This is a genomic window from Rhodococcus sp. DMF-1 (assembly GCF_021441945.1).
In the GTDB taxonomy this organism is placed as follows: Bacteria; Actinomycetota; Actinomycetes; order Mycobacteriales; family Mycobacteriaceae; genus Rhodococcus; species Rhodococcus ruber.
The window spans coordinates 4949236-4964586 of record NZ_CP090442.1 but is presented as its reverse complement, the minus strand read 5'-3'; the positions used below and the strand labels follow the sequence as shown (position 1 = coordinate 4964586).

Genomic DNA, 15351 nt, shown 5'->3' with positions numbered 1-15351 from the left:
TGCATCATCAGCATGTGCATCATCTGCATCAAGCCCATGTCCATCGTTCCCACCTCCGCGTTCTGCGGTGCTCGTCGGAGGGCGACACCACTTCCACTATGCGCCCGACCGGGCGTGCGCGTCACCACGCCGGCGCCGCAGGCTCCGCCCGGTGGCCTTGACGAGTTCGTCCACCCACAGCACCGAAGATCCGACGCCGACGGCGAGCGCCCATTGCTGCGAGGTGAGCGCGGTGGTGTCGAAGAAGCCCTGCAGGAAGGCCGTCTGGACCACGCAGACCTGCAGGACGACCACCACGACGAGCGCGATCCAGATGCTGTGGTTGGTGAGGGTCTGCAGAGAGAACACCGAGCCGAGCTCCGAACGGACGTTGAGCAGGTTGAACACCTGGAAGAAGACGAACGTGGTGAACGCGAGGGTGGTGGCGAACAGCGGATCGCCGGCGCTCTCGGGGAACCACTGCGGCGCGTAGTGCAGCACTGCGACGGTTCCGGCGGTCATGACGATGCCCAGCCCCAGGATGCGACGGAGCCGGTCGCGGCTGAGCAGACGCTCGTGTGCCGGCCGCGGCGGCCGGGACATGGTGCCCGGCTCGGTGGGGTCGACGCCGAGGGCGAGGGCCGGCGGACCGTCCATGATGATGTTGACCCACAGGATCTGCAGGGCGGTGAACGGTGCGCCCCCGGCCAGTCCGAGCGCCCCGGAGACGAGGAAGATCAGCACGAACCCCCACGCCGTGGTCAGCTGGAACTTCACGAACTTGACGATGTTGGCGTAGATGCCGCGGCCTTCCTCGACCGCGGCGACGATGGTCGCGAAGTTGTCGTCGGTGAGGATCATGTCGGCCGCGCTCTTGGACACGTCGGTGCCGGTGATTCCCATGGCGACGCCGATGTCGGCCTGCTCGAGGGCCGGCGCGTCGTTGACGCCGTCGCCGGTCATGGCGACGACCTCGCCGTTCGCCTGCAGCGCCTTGACGACCCGGATCTTGTGCTCCGGCGCGACGCGAGCCAGCACCCCGAAATCTGCTGCCCGGGAGCGCAACTCGTCGTCGTTCAGGGCATCGAGATCGGCGCCGGTGGCCGCGGCACCACCGATGCCCAGCCGGCCGGCGATCGCCGACGCGGTCACGAGGTGGTCGCCGGTGATCATGTGCACCTCGATGCCGGCGGCATGGGCCACCTCGATGGCCCGCTCGGCCTCCGTCCGCGGCGGATCGACGATGCCGACCACGGCGTAGAGGGTCAGGTCGGACACCGCACGCTGCAGTGCCTCCGCGTCGCCCCGCGGCACCGCGTGCAGGTCCCGGCCGGCGATCATCAGGGTGCGTAACCCCTCGGCGGCGAGCGACTGCACCGCCGAGCGGAGGCGCTCGCGGCGACGGTCGTCGAGCGGGACGGGGCCGTCCCCGTCGAGCATCGCGGTGGCCCGGTCGAGCAGTGCGCCGGGAGCGCCCTTGGCGAAGCACCGGTACCCGCCGTCGGGCAGGGCGTGGAAGGTCGCCATGTACTTGTAGGCGGAGTCGAACGGCACCTCCGCCAGCCGCGGCACCGCGAGCCGCGCCCCCTCGACGTCGATGCCGCCCTTCTCGGCGAGCACCACCAGCGCGCCCTCGGTGGGATCACCGACGAGCACCCCGTCGCGGACGACGGCGTCGTTGCACAGGGCCATCCCGAGCAGCGGCGCGGTCAGGTCCGGGGGCGGCAGCCCGTCGCCGACGAGGATCTTGCCGTCGGTTTCGTATCCGGTTCCGGTGACGCGGAAGCTGCGGCCGCGGGCCAGCAGCCGCTGCACCGTCATCTCGTTGAGGGTGAGGGTGCCGGTCTTGTCGGTGGCGATGTGGGTGGTGCTGCCCAGGGTCTCGACGGCGGCGAGCCGTTTGACGATGGCGCCGCGCGCGGCGAGCCGCGACGCCCCCATCGCGAGGGTGAACGCGACGACCGCGGTCAGCCCCTCGGGGATGGTGGCGACGGCGAGCGAGACGGCGGTGATCAGCAGGTCGGACCACGACTGTCCGCGCAGCAGGCCGAGCACGAACACGACGGCGACGACGGTGAGCGCGACGATGGTGAGAGTCTTGGCGAGCTGGTCGATGCGGCGCTGCAACGGGGTCTTCTCCACCCCCGCGGTACCGAGCAGGGTGGCGATCGCGCCGATCTCGGTCTGCATCCCGGTGGCCGTGACCACCATCGCGCCCCGCCCGCGGGTGATCTCGGTGTTCATGAAGAGCATGTCGGCGCGGTCGCCCAGCGGGGCCTGCTCGTCGTCGACGGGTTCGACGGTCTTGTCGACGGGATGGGACTCACCGGTGAGCGCGGACTCGGCGACCTGCAACCGTGCCGCCGTGACGACCCGGCCGTCGGCGGGCACGGAGTCGCCGGCCTCGAGGAGCACGACGTCGCCGGGCACCAGTTCGGTGCGCGGCAGGTGCTGTTCGCGGCCGTCGCGGCGGACCCGCGCGGTGTCGACGGCCATCTGCCGCAGCGCCTGCAGGCTGTTCTCGGCCCGTCGCTCCTGCACGTAGTTCAGGACCGTGTTGAGGGTGATGACGGCGAGGATGACCACGGGGGTCTCCCATTCGCGCGAGACCACGGCGCTCACCACGGCGGCGGCGACGAGGACGAGGGTCATCCGGTCGGCGAGCAGGGCGAGCACCTTGCGCCAGCCGGGCACGGCTGCCGCCTCGACGAGGGCGTTGGGCCCGTGCTCGAGCCGGCGCTCCTCGACCTCACCGGTGGACAGTCCCACCGCGGGGTCGACGTCGAGGGCCGCCGCGACGGCGTCGGCGTCGCGGGTGTGCCACGTGGTGGCCAGGGTCATCTCGCACGCTCCTCGGTGAGGTCGGGCGGCTCCCACGCTATCGATGTGACGGATGCCGCGCGATTCGACACACGATCCGCCTGTGCCGCGCCCGGATCCGTGATGTGCTGGAGGCGGTGATATCGAGGCGCACGCCGCCGGATCGGAGGAGCCATGAGTGAGCCGAACATCGACGATCCTGTCGTCGTCCTGAGCGACGAGGAGAGCTGGGAGTTGCTCGGCACCGAGCGGATCGGCCGGCTCGTGGTGGTCTCGGACGGACGGCCCGACGTCTTCCCGATCAACTTCGCGGTGCGTGACAGGAAGCTGTACTTCCGGACGGCCGAGGGCAGCAAGCTGGTCGAGCTGACGTTGAACGCCGAGGTGGCCTTCGAAGCCGACCACGTGGAGCAGGACCGGGCCTGGAGCGTGGTGCTGCACGGTCGAGCTCGAAACCTGGTTCGTTACAACGAGATCCAGGAGGCCGAGGAACTGGGGCTGCAAGCCTGGGTGCCCACTCCGAAGTACAACTTCGTCGAGGTCACCGCGAGCGAGATCAGCGGCCGCCGGTTCGCGCTGGTCAAGGATTGACGCGAGCCCGGCGTCAGCCCGCCACCATGCCGACGCCGAGGCCGACCATGAGCACGGCGATGCCGCCGTCGAGCACGCGCCACGAGGCGGGTCTCGCGAACACTCCGCGCAGCAACCGGGCCCCGTAACCGAGCCCGAGGAACCACACGACGCTGGCCAGCACCGCGCCGGCGCCGAACCACCAGCGTCCCGGATCCCCGTGGTGGTTGGCGACGGAGCCGAGCATCAGCACGGTGTCGAGGTAGACGTGCGGGTTGAGCCAGGTCAGCGCCAGGCAGGTGGCCAGCGCTGCGCCGACGGTGACGGGACCGCCCGCCGCGGCGGTCAGGGCCGCCGGGCGCAGCGCCCGCCGCGCGGCGAGCAGTCCGTAGCCCACGAGGAACGCCGCGCCGGCCCAGCGGATCACCCCGAGCGCGCCGGGAACCCGGTCGAGCACCGTGGCGATGCCGGCGATGCCGGCGGCGACGAGGACCGCGTCGGACAGGGCGCAGACCGCGATCACCGGCAGCACGTGCCGCCGCGCGATCGCCAGGCGCAGCACGAACACGTTCTGCGCACCGATCGCGACGATGAGCGACAGGCCGGTGAGGAATCCGACGACGACGAGGTGCATGCCACCCACGCTAGGAATCCGGCTCGATGAAGGACAGTTGAGTTTTCTTCAGTACCGTTAGAGTTTCTTCACGTGGATCTGGACTTCGCGCAGCTACGGACCTTCGCCGCGGTGCTGGACGAGGGCACCTTCGACGGCGCGGCCGCGGCGCTGCGCCTCACCCCGTCCGCGGTGAGCCAGCGGATCAAGGCCCTCGAGCAGCACGTCGGCCGGGTCCTGGTGCGGCGCACCCGGCCGGTGTCCGCGACGGCCGCGGGCGAGGCCGTGATGCGACTGGCCCGGCAGGTGGCGCGGCTCGAAGAGGACACCGCCGAGGCGCTCGGACTCACGGCCGGCCGGGACGAGTACGTGTCCGTTCCCCTCGTCGTCAACGCGGACTCGATGTCGACGTGGATGCTGCGCGCCCTGGCCCGCATGCCCGAGCGTCATCGCGCCCTGTTCGAAGTGCACCGGGAGGACGAGTACCACGCCCCCGCGCGGCTGCGGGACGGCACCGCGATGGCCGCCGTGACGTCGGTGCCCGAGCCGGTGCAGGGGTGCGTCTCCGAAAGGCTCGGCGCCATGCGGTATCACGCGATGGCGAGCGTCGACTTCGCGGACCGCTGGTTTCCCGGCGGACCGGACGCCGAGGCGCTCGGGCACGCCCCCATGCTGAGCTTCGACCGCAAGGACGACCTGCAGGACCGGTTCCTGCGCCGCCGCACCCGGCGCCGCCTCGACCCGCCGCGGCACTACGTGCCCGGCGCCGCCGAGTTCGTCGAGGCCGCGCGGCTCGGCCTGGGCTGGGGCATGCTGCCGGAACCGATGCTCACCGACACCGACGGACTCGTGTTCCTCGCCGCGGACGACCCGTTCGACGTGCCGCTGTACTGGCAGCGCTGGCGGCTCGAGTCGCCGGTGCTCGACGCACTCACCGACGTCGTCCGGCGGACCGCCGGGGAGATACTGCGCTGACAATGGCATGGACGCTGGACCCGCCGGGCGTCGAGACCGGCACCGGACCACCGAGCGCGGGCGTCGTCCCTCAATCACGGGCCAGGAGTCGTGGCCCGAGATGGTGAGCCAGCTCCAAGGCGAGCTCGACGGGAAGCCGGCGCGCGCCGGGGCGGTGTCCGAGCAGTTCGGTTGCCCGGGTGACACGCTGGAGGACGGTGTTGCGGTGGGTGTGCAGGCGTGCGGCGGTGCGAGGGGCGTTTTCGGCTTCCTCGAGGAACACCCGCAATGTCTGGCGGAGACGCGCCGCACCGGGCGTGTCCGCAGCGAGCGGACCCAGCGTCGTGGCGACGAATTCGGCCGCCCGATCCAGGTCTCGAGCGGCCAACGTGGTGACTTCGAACTCGCGGTAGAGCGCGACGCGGTCGCCGCCGCGTTGCCCGCTGAGCAGGCGGTGCATGGTCAGTGCCGCGTCGTGCGATCGACGGAAGCCGTCGATGCCCACTCGGGCGGGACCGACGACCACCCGAATGTTCGGCTGCGCCTTGGTTATTGCTTCGCGCAGCGCGTCGAGTGCAGGTTCGGATCCGGTGCCCAGCCACGCCCACAGCGTCGAGGTGCCCGCGGGCAGCGTGAGGGGTGTGCGGGCTCCGGCGGCCTGGGCCAGCAGCGTCGCGGCGGACTCCAGTGCCCCCTGCGTGCCGCCCGCCCGTTCGGCCCACAGGACGAGTGCGGTGTGGTGGCGAGCGAGCTGATATCCGAGGCGTTCACTGGCTCGGCGGGGGTCGATCGGGGCGCCGTCGAGGATCAGATGCACGGTCTCGGCGCGGCGGGCGAGCGCGCCGCCGAGCACCTCCTCACGTTCCCGCTGGGCGTCGGCGATGACACGGCTCACCACGTGGTCGACGTAGTCGAACATCAGCTGCGAGGTGACCTCCAACAACTCCACGAACTGCGGCCCCGGTGGGACCATCCGTCCGGCATGAGCCAGAAACCGCTGCCAGGCGACGTTCTGGCCCCGGCGGTATGCCTGGTAGATCACCTCGAGGTCGATGCCGCGACGCACGACGGTGCGGACGACGTCGAGGGCTTCGGGTGGCACGTCGATCGGCGCGCCCCCGACCTCACGCCGGGCGAGGGTGGTCAGCAGGCGCGCGGCGTTGGCGCGATTGCTTGCCGACATCTCCGCGGCGATCGCCGCGTCTGCGCCCAGCATCGGGGCCACCGCCACCTCGGCGGCGTCCATCTCGGCGACGAGCTGATCGATCTCGCGCAGCATCAGTTCGGCGACGTCACCGACGAGGGAAACAACTTCGGGCGCCACTGCCGCACGGAGCACGGTACAAGTGTGCCACAGCACATATCGGTGCGGAAAGAGTGGGCCGGTAGACATGTCAGCGCGTGCTGTTGCGGTTCTACTGTGAATGCCGTCACACACCAGTACACCGCTCGAGGAGACCGACCATGAGCACCCCGACGACCACCGAGCAGAGCGGTCGCCACACGGAAGACACGCATTTCGACGTCTTGATCGTCGGCGCCGGCATTTCCGGCATCGGCGCGGCGTATCACCTGCGGACACGCCGTCCCGGTACGACGTTCGCAGTCCTGGAAGGCCTGGATTCGATCGGCGGCACGTGGAGCCTGTTCCGCTATCCGGGCATCCGCTCGGATTCGGATATGCCTAGCTTCGGCTACGAATTCAAACCGTGGACGCATCGGAAGTCGATCGCGGACGGCCACATCATCATGGATTACCTGCGGCAGACCGTCACCGAAAACCGTCTCGACGAGCACATTCGTTTCGGCTACCGGGTCAGCGCCGCAGAGTTCTCCTCGGCGGACGGACGCTGGACCGTCACCGCGCAGCAAGCAGGCAGTGCCGAACCCGTGCACTTCACCGCGCGATTCCTGTTCCTGGGCACCGGCTACTACGACTACGAGGAAGGCTTCACACCTCGAATCGAGGGCGCGGAGGAGTTCGCGGGCCGACTGATCCACCCGCAGCACTGGCCCGAGGATCTCGACTACGCCGGCAAGCGCGTGGTGGTCGTCGGCTCCGGCGCCACCGCCGTGACGCTGATCCCGTCGATGGCCGGCAAGGCCGGTCACGTCACGATGCTGCAGCGTTCGCCGAGCTACGTGTTCTCGATCCCGGCCGAGGACGCGATCGCGAACACCCTGAACAAAGTGGTCGGTCCCGCCCGCGCCCACCGGATCATCCGGCGCAAGAACATCATGCTCAACCGCGGGATCTACAAGGCCTGCCGGCTCGCGCCCAAGCTCATGCGCACGCTGTTGATCGCCAACGTGCGCCGGCAGCTACCCGCGAGCTTCGACGTGGACACCCATTTCACCCCGCGCTACAACCCGTGGGACCAGCGCCTGTGCATGGTTCCCGACGGGGATCTGTTCAAGGCGATATCCGCGGGGCAGGCCTCGGTGGTGACCGACCGGATCGAACGGTTCACCAAGGAAGGGATTCTGCTGGAATCGGGTCAGGAGTTGGCCGCCGACATCGTCGTCACGGCGACCGGACTCAACATGACACCGTTCGGAAAGATCGCACTGGGCGTGGACGGGCGGCCTGTGAACCTGCCCGACACGACGGTCTACAAGGCGATGATGTTGTCGGGTGTCCCGAATTTCGTGTTCGCACTGGGATACACGAACATCTCCTGGACGCTCAAAGTCGACTTGGTGTGCGAGCACTTCTGCCGACTGCTCGACTACATGGACAGCCACGGCTACGGCACCGTCGAACCAGTGCTCGACGATCCGCACATGGACCGTGTCCCCGTGGTCGACATGAGCTCGGGATATGTCCAGCGGGCCATCGCGAGGTTCCCGCGCGGCGGCACCAGCGGCCCGTGGACGGTACAGATGGCCTACGAGAAGGACGTCGAACGGCTGCGTCGCGGGCCGGTCGAGGATCCGGCGCTCGAGTTCGCACCCAGCCGCACGGCTGCCGTCGCGTCGTAGGAACGGAGCGACCGAGATGAAGAAGAATCTGACCTTCCCCAGTCACGGCGTCGCCTGCGCGGCCTGGCATATTCCGGCCGTCTCCGACATGCTGGCCGGCGCGGCCGGACGCCCGTGCGTGGTGATGGCACACGGCTTCGGCGGCACCCGGGACACCGGCCTGATCGGCTATGCCGAGGGGTTCGCCGACCACGGAATCGACGTATTGGTGTTCGACTACCGTGGCTTCGGCGATTCGGAAGGAACACCGCGCCAGGACGTTTCCTTCCGACGTCAGCGCCAGGACTATCACGCGGCGATCGCCGCCGCCCGTCACCTGCCCGGCGTGGACGCCGATCGAATCGCATTGTGGGGAACGTCGTACTCCGGTGGTCATGTCATCGCAGTCGCCGCCCAGGACAGGCGGGTCGCGGCGATCGTATCGATGACCCCGGCGACCGACGGGCTGGCAGCGGCGGTGCAGATCGCCCGCTACGCCGGAGCCGGCCAACTGGTGCGCACCACCGGCCACGGGCTGCGCGACCTCGCTCGCCGGATCGCCGGGCGCCGACCGCACCACATCCCGGTGGTGGCACAGCCGGGAAAGGTGGCGATCATCAGCACCCCCGGCGCCGAGGAGGCCTACACCTCCATCGCCGGCCCGACGTGGCGGAACGAGATCTGCGCGCGCACAGCACTGGAGGTGCCCGTGAACCGTCCCCTCACCCATGCCGGCCGCCTCGGCCGCCCGATCCTCCTGCAGGTGGGCACACACGACCGTGTCGCACCCCCCGTCGCCGCGCGCAGGACCGCGAAGAAGGCCGGAGCTTCTGCACTGTTGTGCGAGTACCCCGTCGATCACTTCGACGTCTACGACGGCCCTTGGCAGCAACGGATGCTGCGTGACCAGATCGGCTTCCTCACCCGCGTCCTCGAGCCGGCGCGGACCCTGCCGACCGTCGCCGTTCCGCCGAGCCGCTGACGCTCGACACCGAGGACATTCCGAACGAGGTTCCGCCATGACATTCATCACCCCGTCCGACGCGATGTTCCTGGCGTCGGAAACCCGTGAACACCCCATGCACGTCGGCGGCCTGCACGTGTTCCGGCTGCCCGACGGTGCCCCACCCGACTATGTGCACGATCTGTATCGACGGTTGCTCGAAAGCACCGAGCCGGCGGGGATGTACCGGCGCAAACCGGCCTGGCCGGGCCCGCTGTCGGGGGCGCTGCGCTGGGCAGACGACGACGACGTCGACCTCGATTACCACGTGCGGCATTCGGCGCTGCCGCGGCCCGGCCGGGTGCGCGAACTGCTGGCCCTGGTGTCGCGGTTGCACGGCACACTGCTCGACCGGCACCGGCCGCTGTGGGAGTTCCACCTCATCGAGGGACTCGACGACAACCGGTTCGCGGTGTACGGCAAGGTGCACCACGCGCTGACCGACGGTGTGAACGCGGTCCGCAACACCGCGGCCATGCTGTCGGACCAGCCGACCGGCACACCGCGCCCGCTGTGGGGCCCGCGGCCGCGGGCGACCCGTGATCCGGCCCGCCCGCGCGGTTTCGTCAAGGACCTCGCCGGTGTCCTGCCCGCGGCGGCGCAAGTGGTCACCAAGGGGCTGCGCACACCCGATGCGGCGTTGCCGTTCACCGCCCCGAAGACCGTCTTGAACCGCCCGCTGACCGGGGCGCGACGCTTTGCCGCCCAATCGTGGCCGATGGCCGCGATCGCCGCGGTGGCCGAGCGCCACGGCGCGACCATCAACGACGTGGTGCTGGCGATGTGTTCGGGCGCGCTGCGCGAGTATCTCTCCAGCACCGCCGACCTACCGGAGAAGTCACTGGTCGCCGCGGTGCCGGTGGCTCTGCCACGCACCGAGGGTGACGGCAACGCGGTCACGATGGTGCTGTGCCGGTTGGCCACCGACGTCGCCGACCCGGTGGAACGCCTGCACCGCATCCAGGCCTCCATGCTGGCCGCCAAGGAGGTGATGCGCGGGCGCAGCGCGCTCCAGCTTTCGACGATCGGCATGCTGACCTCGATCGGTCCCACCGGCCTGGCCGCCGTGCCCGGCTTCACATCGGTCGCGGCGCCGCCGTACAACGTGGTGATCTCCAACGTGCCCGGGCCACGCAAGCGACTCTTCTGGGGCGACGCGACGATGGAAAGTTGGTATCCGGTGTCGATGCCGGTGGAAGGCCAAGCGCTGAACATCACAGTGCTCAGCTACGCCGACAACATCGAGTTCGGTCTGATCGCCTGCCGGCGCAACGTTCCTCACCTTCAGCGGATGCTCGGCGGTCTGGACGCCGGTTTGGCGGCACTGAGCTGATCGCCGCCGCTCGACGTCCCCAGGAGCATCCACCGGTCCGGCCCGAGCGGCCGGTCGGTTAGCGTGACGGGTCCGGCCCCGGCGAGAGGACAGACGATGACCGCAGCACCGCCCGCACCGGCACGACAGCTGAGCCGGGCCCTGGCCGGCGTGCTGGCCGTCCTCGTCACCACCGGGTGGGCGGCGAACCACTTCGCCGCGATGATCCCCGTCCTGCGCGAGCACGAAGGTCTCTCGCACGCACTGCTCGACGGGGTGTTCGGCATCTACGCGCTCGGACTGCTGCCCGGCCTGGTCGGCGGCGGTGCCCTCTCGGACCGGGTGGGCCGAGCCGCGGTCGTGCTCCCCGGTGCGACGATCGCCCTCGCCGGTACCGTGCTGCTCCTCGTCCGGCACGACGCCGCCGGGCTCGTCGCGGGCCGTCTCGTCGTCGGGATCGGCGCAGGACTGGCCATCGGGGCGGGGACCGCGTGGGCCACGGACCTGCGCGGGAAGGTCGGCACGGTGCTCGCCGGCGTGGCCCTCAGCTCCGGATTCGCCCTGGGACCCTTCGTGTCCGGTCTGCTCGCCGAGTTCGGCCCGCGGCCGCTGTCCCTCCCCTTCGTGCTCTCGGCCGCGTTGTCGGCGGCGGCCGTGGCCGCCGCGGCGGTGTGGAGCCGGTCCGCGCACTACGCGGCGGCGGACCTGCAACCGGTCGTGCCGGGGCACGGACGGTCGGTGGCCGCCGCACTGTCCTGGTCGTTACCGCTGGCGCCCTGGGTGTTCGCCTGCGTCACTGTCGCGTTCGTGACCTTCCCGGCCCGCGTCTCGAGCGAGTACGCGGGACCGGCACTGACCGGCGCCGCGGCGCTGCTCGCCCTGGGCTCCGGGATCGTCGTGCAGGCGGCGGCGCGGCGCCGGGAGTGGGGACCGCGGGCCGGGACGGTCGGCGCCGTCCTCGCCGGGCTCGGGTTCCTCCTCGTCGGCGCCGGCGGAACGCACCCGCCGCTGTGGTTGCTGCCCGTCGCGGCACCCGTGCTCGGGGTGGCCTACGGGCTGTGCCTGCGCGAGGGACTGCTCGACCTCGAGTCGCTCGCGCCCAAGACTGCGCGCGGGACGCTGACCGGTGTCTTCTACGTCGGCACCTACCTGGGCTTCGCCCTGCCGGTGCTGCTCGTGGTGCTCGAGCCCGTCACCGGCGCGAGCCTGCCGCTGTTCGCGCTCGCCGTCCCGGCGTTCGTGGTCGCCGTGGTGCGGGCCCGGCGGCTGGTCGTCGCCGAGCACCCCCGCACCGCCGACGTGCCGCACGGGTGAAGAACGGCCCGGCCCTCCCGCCGGAAATTCGCTCGCCCCTCCGGAATCCGCTCCGGCAATGCCGCGCGCGGATCCACAACCGGCGCGACGATCCTGCCGACCCTCACTCCACGAGGGCGCGGAACTGCGCGTCGTACAAGCGGAAGTAGGCGCCGCCCGCCTCGAGGAGCTCGTCGTGTGTGCCCTGTTCGACGATGCGTCCGTGTTCCATCACCACGATCCGGTCCGCGTCGCGGATGGTCGAGAGCCGATGCGCGATCACAAAACTGGTGCGATCGCGGCGCAGCACCGCCGTCGCATGCTGCACGAGCAACTCGGTGCGGGTGTCGACCGAGCTGGTGGCCTCGTCGAGGATCAGGATGGACGGTTGGGCGAGGAAGGCGCGGGCGGTGGTGATCAGCTGCCGCTCCCCCGCGCTGATGTTGCCGGCGTCCTCGTCGATCACGGTGTCGTAGCCGTCGGGCAGGGACCGCACGAACCGGTCGACGTAGCTGATGCGTGCGGCCTCGAGGATCTGGTCCTCGGTGGCGTCCGGCCGGCCGTAGGCGATGTTGTCGCGGATGGTGCCGCCGAACAGCCAGGTGTCCTGCAGCACCATCCCGATGCGCGAGCGCAGCTCGTCGCGGCTCATGGTCGTGATGTCCACGCCGTCGACGAGGATGCGTCCCGAATCCAGTTCGTAGAAGCGCAGGATCAGGTTCACCAGCGTGGTCTTGCCGGCGCCGGTCGGTCCGACGATCGCGACCATCTGCCCCGGCTCGACCCGCAGGTCGAGATGCTCGATGAGCGGCCGCTCCGGCAGGTACGAGAACGAGACGTCCTCGAACTCGACCAGGCCGTACCGCCCCCACGGGGTGACGGGGGCCGGCGGATCGGGTTCCTGCTCGGGTTCGTCGAGGATCTCGAACACCCGCTCGGCGGACGCCGCCGCGGACTGCAGCAGATTGACCATCGCGCCGATCTGACCGAGCGGCTGGCCGAGCTGGCGCGAGTACTGGATCAGGGCCTGCACCTCGCCGAGACTGACGGTGCCCGACGCGACCCGCAACCCGCCGAGCACGGCGATCGCGACGTAGCTGAGGTTGCTCATGAACATCACCAGCGGCATCACCAGCCCGGAGACGAACTGGGCCCGGAACCCGGCCCGGAACAGTTCGTCGTTGGTTTCGGTGAAGCGGCGCTCGACCTCGGCGGTGCGGCCGAACGCGGTGACGAGTTCGTGGCCGGTGAAGGCCTCCTCGATCTGACCGTTGAGGTTGCCGGTGGTCTTCCACTGGGTCACGAAGTGCCGCTTCGACCGCTTCGCCACCACCGCGGTCACCACCACCGACGCCGGCACCATGAGGATCGCGACGAGTGCGAGCAGCGGCGAGATCCACACCATCATCACGACGAGGCCGAGCAGGGTGAGCACCGACAGCACCAGCTGGCTGATCGACTGCTGCAGACCCTGCGAGATGTTGTCGATGTCGTTGGTGACGCGGCTGAGCAGGTCACCTCGGGAGTGGGAGTCGAAATAGCGCAGCGGCAGCGCATGCACCTTGCGTTCCACCCGGGTTCGCAGGTCGCGGATGACGCGCTGGACGATCTCGTTGAGCCCGTACGCCGCCAGCCAGATCAGGCCCGACGACAGCAGATACAGCGCGAGCACGAACACGAGGGTGCGGCCGAGGGCGGCGAAGTCGATGCCCGCGCCCGGCACGAGCGACATCGCCGACACCATCTCCGCGAACTGGTCACGTCCCTGCGCACGCAGCGCCTCGACGGCCTGCTCCTTCGACAACCCGGCCGGCAGCTGCCGGCCGATCACCCCGCTGAAGATCAGGTCGGTCGCGTGACCGAGAACCCGGGGCGCCACCGACGACGCCACCACCCCGAGCACGGCCAGCACGAGCACCACGGATGCGGCCCACCGATGCGGCCGCAACAGGCCGACGAGCCGTTTGGTGGCCGGCCACTTCTGCCGAGCCCGGTTCTCCGGGGCGCCCGGGTCCACACCCCCGAGCCGCGGTCCCGCCTCCTTGCGCTCGGTCATGCGTTCACCATGCGCTGCGACTCGACGATCTCGGCGTAGGTCGGGCAGCTCGCGAGCAACTCCAGATGCGTGCCCGAGCCGACGACGGCCCCGCCGTCGAGGACGACGATGCGGTCGGCGTCGAGCACCGTGGACACCCGTTGCGCGACGACCACGACGCACGCATCGCGGGTCTCCGGGAACAGCGCCTCCCGCAGCCGCGCGTCGGTGGCCTGGTCCAGAGCCGAGAACGCGTCGTCGAACAGGTAGATCGACGGCCGGCGGACCAGCGCCCGGGCGATGGCCAGGCGCTGACGCTGTCCGCCCGAGACCGTCGTGCCGCCCTGGGCGACGAGGGTGTCGAGTCCCTCCGGCATCGCCCGGACGAAGTCCGCCGCCTGCGCGACCTCGAGGGCGTGCCAGAGTTCGTCGTCGGTGGCGTCGGCGCGGCCGTACCGCAGGTTCTCGGCGACGGTGCCGGAGAACAGGTAGGCCCGCTGCGGTACGAGACCGATCGCGGAGCGCAGCACCTGCGGGTCCAGCTCGCGCACGTCGGTGCCGCCCACCAGGACCGCGCCGGCGGTGACGTCGATCAGCCGCGGGATCAGCCGGAGCAGGGTCGTCTTGCCGGAGCCGGTACCACCGATCACGGCGGTCGTGCTGCCTGGTTCGGCCCGGAACGTCACGTCGCGCAGGACGGGCGCGTCGGCACCGGGGTACGCGAACGCCGCACTCCGCAACTCGAGGGTCACGGGGGTGGCGAGGGTGCGGACGGGCCGGGCCGGCGTCGGCAGCGACGATTCGGTGTCGAGCACGTCGAGGATCCGCTCGGCGCACACGGCCGCGCGCGGCGCCATCATCGCCACGAACGACGTCATCATCACCGCCATGAGGATCTGCATGATGTAGCTCAGCAGCGCGGTGAGAGACCCGACCTGCATGTCGCCGGTGTCGATCCGGTGGCCACCGAACCACAGCACGGCCACGCTCGTGGCGTTCGCGATGAGCATCACGAGCGGGAACAGCAGGGCGTTGATGCGGCCGACGTGCAACGCGGTGTCGGTCAGTTCCCCGTTGGCGACCTCGAACCGCTCCCGTTCGGTGGGCTCGCGGACGAACGCGCGCACCACGCGGATCCCGGTGATCTGTTCGCGGAGAATCCGGTTGACGGCGTCGATGCGCACCTGCATCACGCGGAAGGCCGGCACCATCCGCGCGATCAGGACGAACATGGTGATTGCGAGGACGGGCACGGCGGCGACGAGTACCAGCGACGTGCCGACGTCCTCGCGCAGCGCCATGACGATGCCCCCGATGCCCATGATCGGGGCCATCACCACGATGGTGCAGCTCATCAGCACGAGCATCTGCACCTGCTGCACGTCGTTGGTGTTGCGGGTGATGAGCGACGGCGCGCCGAACCGGCCGAACTCGCGGGCGGAGAACTCGCCGACGCGACGGAGCACGGCGAGCCGCACGTCGCGGCCGACCGCCATGGCCGTGCGCGCCGCGAAGTACACCGAACCGATCGAGCAGCCGATCTGCACCGAACTGATCGCCAGCATCACCGCGCCGGTGGTCAGGATGTAGCCGATGTCGCCGCGGGCGACGCCGTAGTCGATCAGGTCGGCGTTGAGGGCCGGCAGGATCAGCATGGTGCCGGTGGCCACCGTCTGCAGCAGCACCACCGCGAGCAGCGCCCCGCGGTGCGGGCGCAGGAACCGCAGGAGCAACCGGACCAGCATGATCACCACGCTACCGGTGCAGGGGCCCGGTTCCCGGCACCTTTTCCGCCCCCGCGGGAACGGAAG

At 70.2% G+C, this 15351-nt stretch carries 11 protein-coding genes; 6 read left to right on the top strand and 5 right to left on the bottom strand.

Features of this window, described 5'->3' with window-relative positions; translation table 11 throughout:
- Nucleotides 1-96: 96 nt before the first annotated feature.
- Nucleotides 97-2820, bottom strand: coding sequence for a cation-translocating P-type ATPase (locus LZP97_RS22710; protein ID WP_017681601.1), 2724 nt, complete (start codon nt 2818-2820; stop codon nt 97-99).
- Between the two features lie 153 nt (nt 2821-2973).
- Here LZP97_RS22710 and LZP97_RS22705 point away from each other — a divergent pair, with 153 nt between their 5' ends.
- Complete coding sequence (locus LZP97_RS22705) at nt 2974-3390, top strand: pyridoxamine 5'-phosphate oxidase family protein (protein WP_017681602.1); 417 nt, start codon at nt 2974-2976, stop codon at nt 3388-3390.
- A 13-nt stretch (nt 3391-3403) separates the two neighbouring features.
- Here the strand turns inward: LZP97_RS22705 and LZP97_RS22700 are convergent, their stop codons facing one another.
- Nucleotides 3404-4003: a LysE/ArgO family amino acid transporter gene (locus LZP97_RS22700; protein ID WP_040273550.1), complete on the bottom strand. Its 600-nt coding sequence runs from the start codon at nt 4001-4003 to the stop codon at nt 3404-3406.
- Nucleotides 4004-4075: 72 nt separating this feature from the next.
- Here LZP97_RS22700 and LZP97_RS22695 point away from each other — a divergent pair, with 72 nt between their 5' ends.
- Nucleotides 4076-4957 carry a LysR family transcriptional regulator ArgP gene (locus LZP97_RS22695; RefSeq protein WP_040273548.1) on the top strand — a complete coding sequence of 294 codons (882 nt, stop codon included), beginning with the start codon at nt 4076-4078 and terminating at the stop codon, nt 4955-4957.
- A 70-nt stretch (nt 4958-5027) separates the two neighbouring features.
- On the opposite strand, the gene LZP97_RS22690 is transcribed toward LZP97_RS22695, so the two are convergent.
- A complete protein-coding gene (locus tag LZP97_RS22690) occupies nt 5028-6260 on the bottom strand; it encodes a PucR family transcriptional regulator (RefSeq protein ID WP_040273546.1) in 1233 nt (410 codons plus the stop codon).
- Between the two features lie 140 nt (nt 6261-6400).
- Here LZP97_RS22690 and LZP97_RS22685 point away from each other — a divergent pair, with 140 nt between their 5' ends.
- The 4 genes from LZP97_RS22685 to LZP97_RS22670 all read left to right on the top strand — a co-directional run bounded on the left by LZP97_RS22685 (nt 6401) and on the right by LZP97_RS22670 (nt 11526).
- On the top strand, nt 6401-7918 hold the full coding sequence (locus LZP97_RS22685) for a flavin-containing monooxygenase (protein WP_040273544.1): 1518 nt from the start codon (nt 6401-6403) through the stop codon (nt 7916-7918).
- 16 nt (nt 7919-7934) lie between these two features.
- Nucleotides 7935-8879: an alpha/beta hydrolase gene (locus tag LZP97_RS22680; protein WP_017681606.1), complete on the top strand. Its 945-nt coding sequence runs from the start codon at nt 7935-7937 to the stop codon at nt 8877-8879.
- A gap of 37 nt (nt 8880-8916) precedes the next feature.
- Nucleotides 8917-10233: a WS/DGAT/MGAT family O-acyltransferase gene (locus LZP97_RS22675; protein WP_017681607.1), complete on the top strand. Its 1317-nt coding sequence runs from the start codon at nt 8917-8919 to the stop codon at nt 10231-10233.
- Nucleotides 10234-10329: 96 nt separating this feature from the next.
- Nucleotides 10330-11526, top strand: coding sequence for an MFS transporter (locus LZP97_RS22670; protein ID WP_017681608.1), 1197 nt, complete (start codon nt 10330-10332; stop codon nt 11524-11526).
- Between the two features lie 103 nt (nt 11527-11629).
- Here the strand turns inward: LZP97_RS22670 and LZP97_RS22665 are convergent, their stop codons facing one another.
- Together LZP97_RS22665 and LZP97_RS22660 are read right to left on the bottom strand one after the other, a co-directional pair.
- A complete protein-coding gene (locus LZP97_RS22665) occupies nt 11630-13561 on the bottom strand; it encodes an ABC transporter ATP-binding protein (RefSeq protein ID WP_010594858.1) in 1932 nt (643 codons plus the stop codon).
- Entirely contained in the window at nt 13558-15285 is a 1728-nt protein-coding gene (locus LZP97_RS22660; protein WP_026137972.1) for an ABC transporter ATP-binding protein, read from the bottom strand. Before LZP97_RS22660 ends, LZP97_RS22665 begins: the two co-directional genes overlap by 4 nt.
- Between the last annotated feature and the right edge of the window lie 66 nt (nt 15286-15351).

Coding starts and splice junctions, on each gene's coding strand:
- LZP97_RS22685 (WP_040273544.1), top strand. CDS start 6,401: ATGAGCACCCCGACGACCACCGAGCAGAGCGGTCGCCACACGGAAGAC.
- LZP97_RS22660 (WP_026137972.1), bottom strand. CDS start 15,285: ATGCTGGTCCGGTTGCTCCTGCGGTTCCTGCGCCCGCACCGCGGGGCG.
- LZP97_RS22680 (WP_017681606.1), top strand. CDS start 7,935: ATGAAGAAGAATCTGACCTTCCCCAGTCACGGCGTCGCCTGCGCGGCC.
- LZP97_RS22665 (WP_010594858.1), bottom strand. CDS start 13,561: ATGACCGAGCGCAAGGAGGCGGGACCGCGGCTCGGGGGTGTGGACCCG.
- LZP97_RS22675 (WP_017681607.1), top strand. CDS start 8,917: ATGACATTCATCACCCCGTCCGACGCGATGTTCCTGGCGTCGGAAACC.
- LZP97_RS22710 (WP_017681601.1), bottom strand. CDS start 2,820: ATGACCCTGGCCACCACGTGGCACACCCGCGACGCCGACGCCGTCGCG.
- LZP97_RS22700 (WP_040273550.1), bottom strand. CDS start 4,003: ATGCACCTCGTCGTCGTCGGATTCCTCACCGGCCTGTCGCTCATCGTC.
- LZP97_RS22705 (WP_017681602.1), top strand. CDS start 2,974: ATGAGTGAGCCGAACATCGACGATCCTGTCGTCGTCCTGAGCGACGAG.
- LZP97_RS22670 (WP_017681608.1), top strand. CDS start 10,330: ATGACCGCAGCACCGCCCGCACCGGCACGACAGCTGAGCCGGGCCCTG.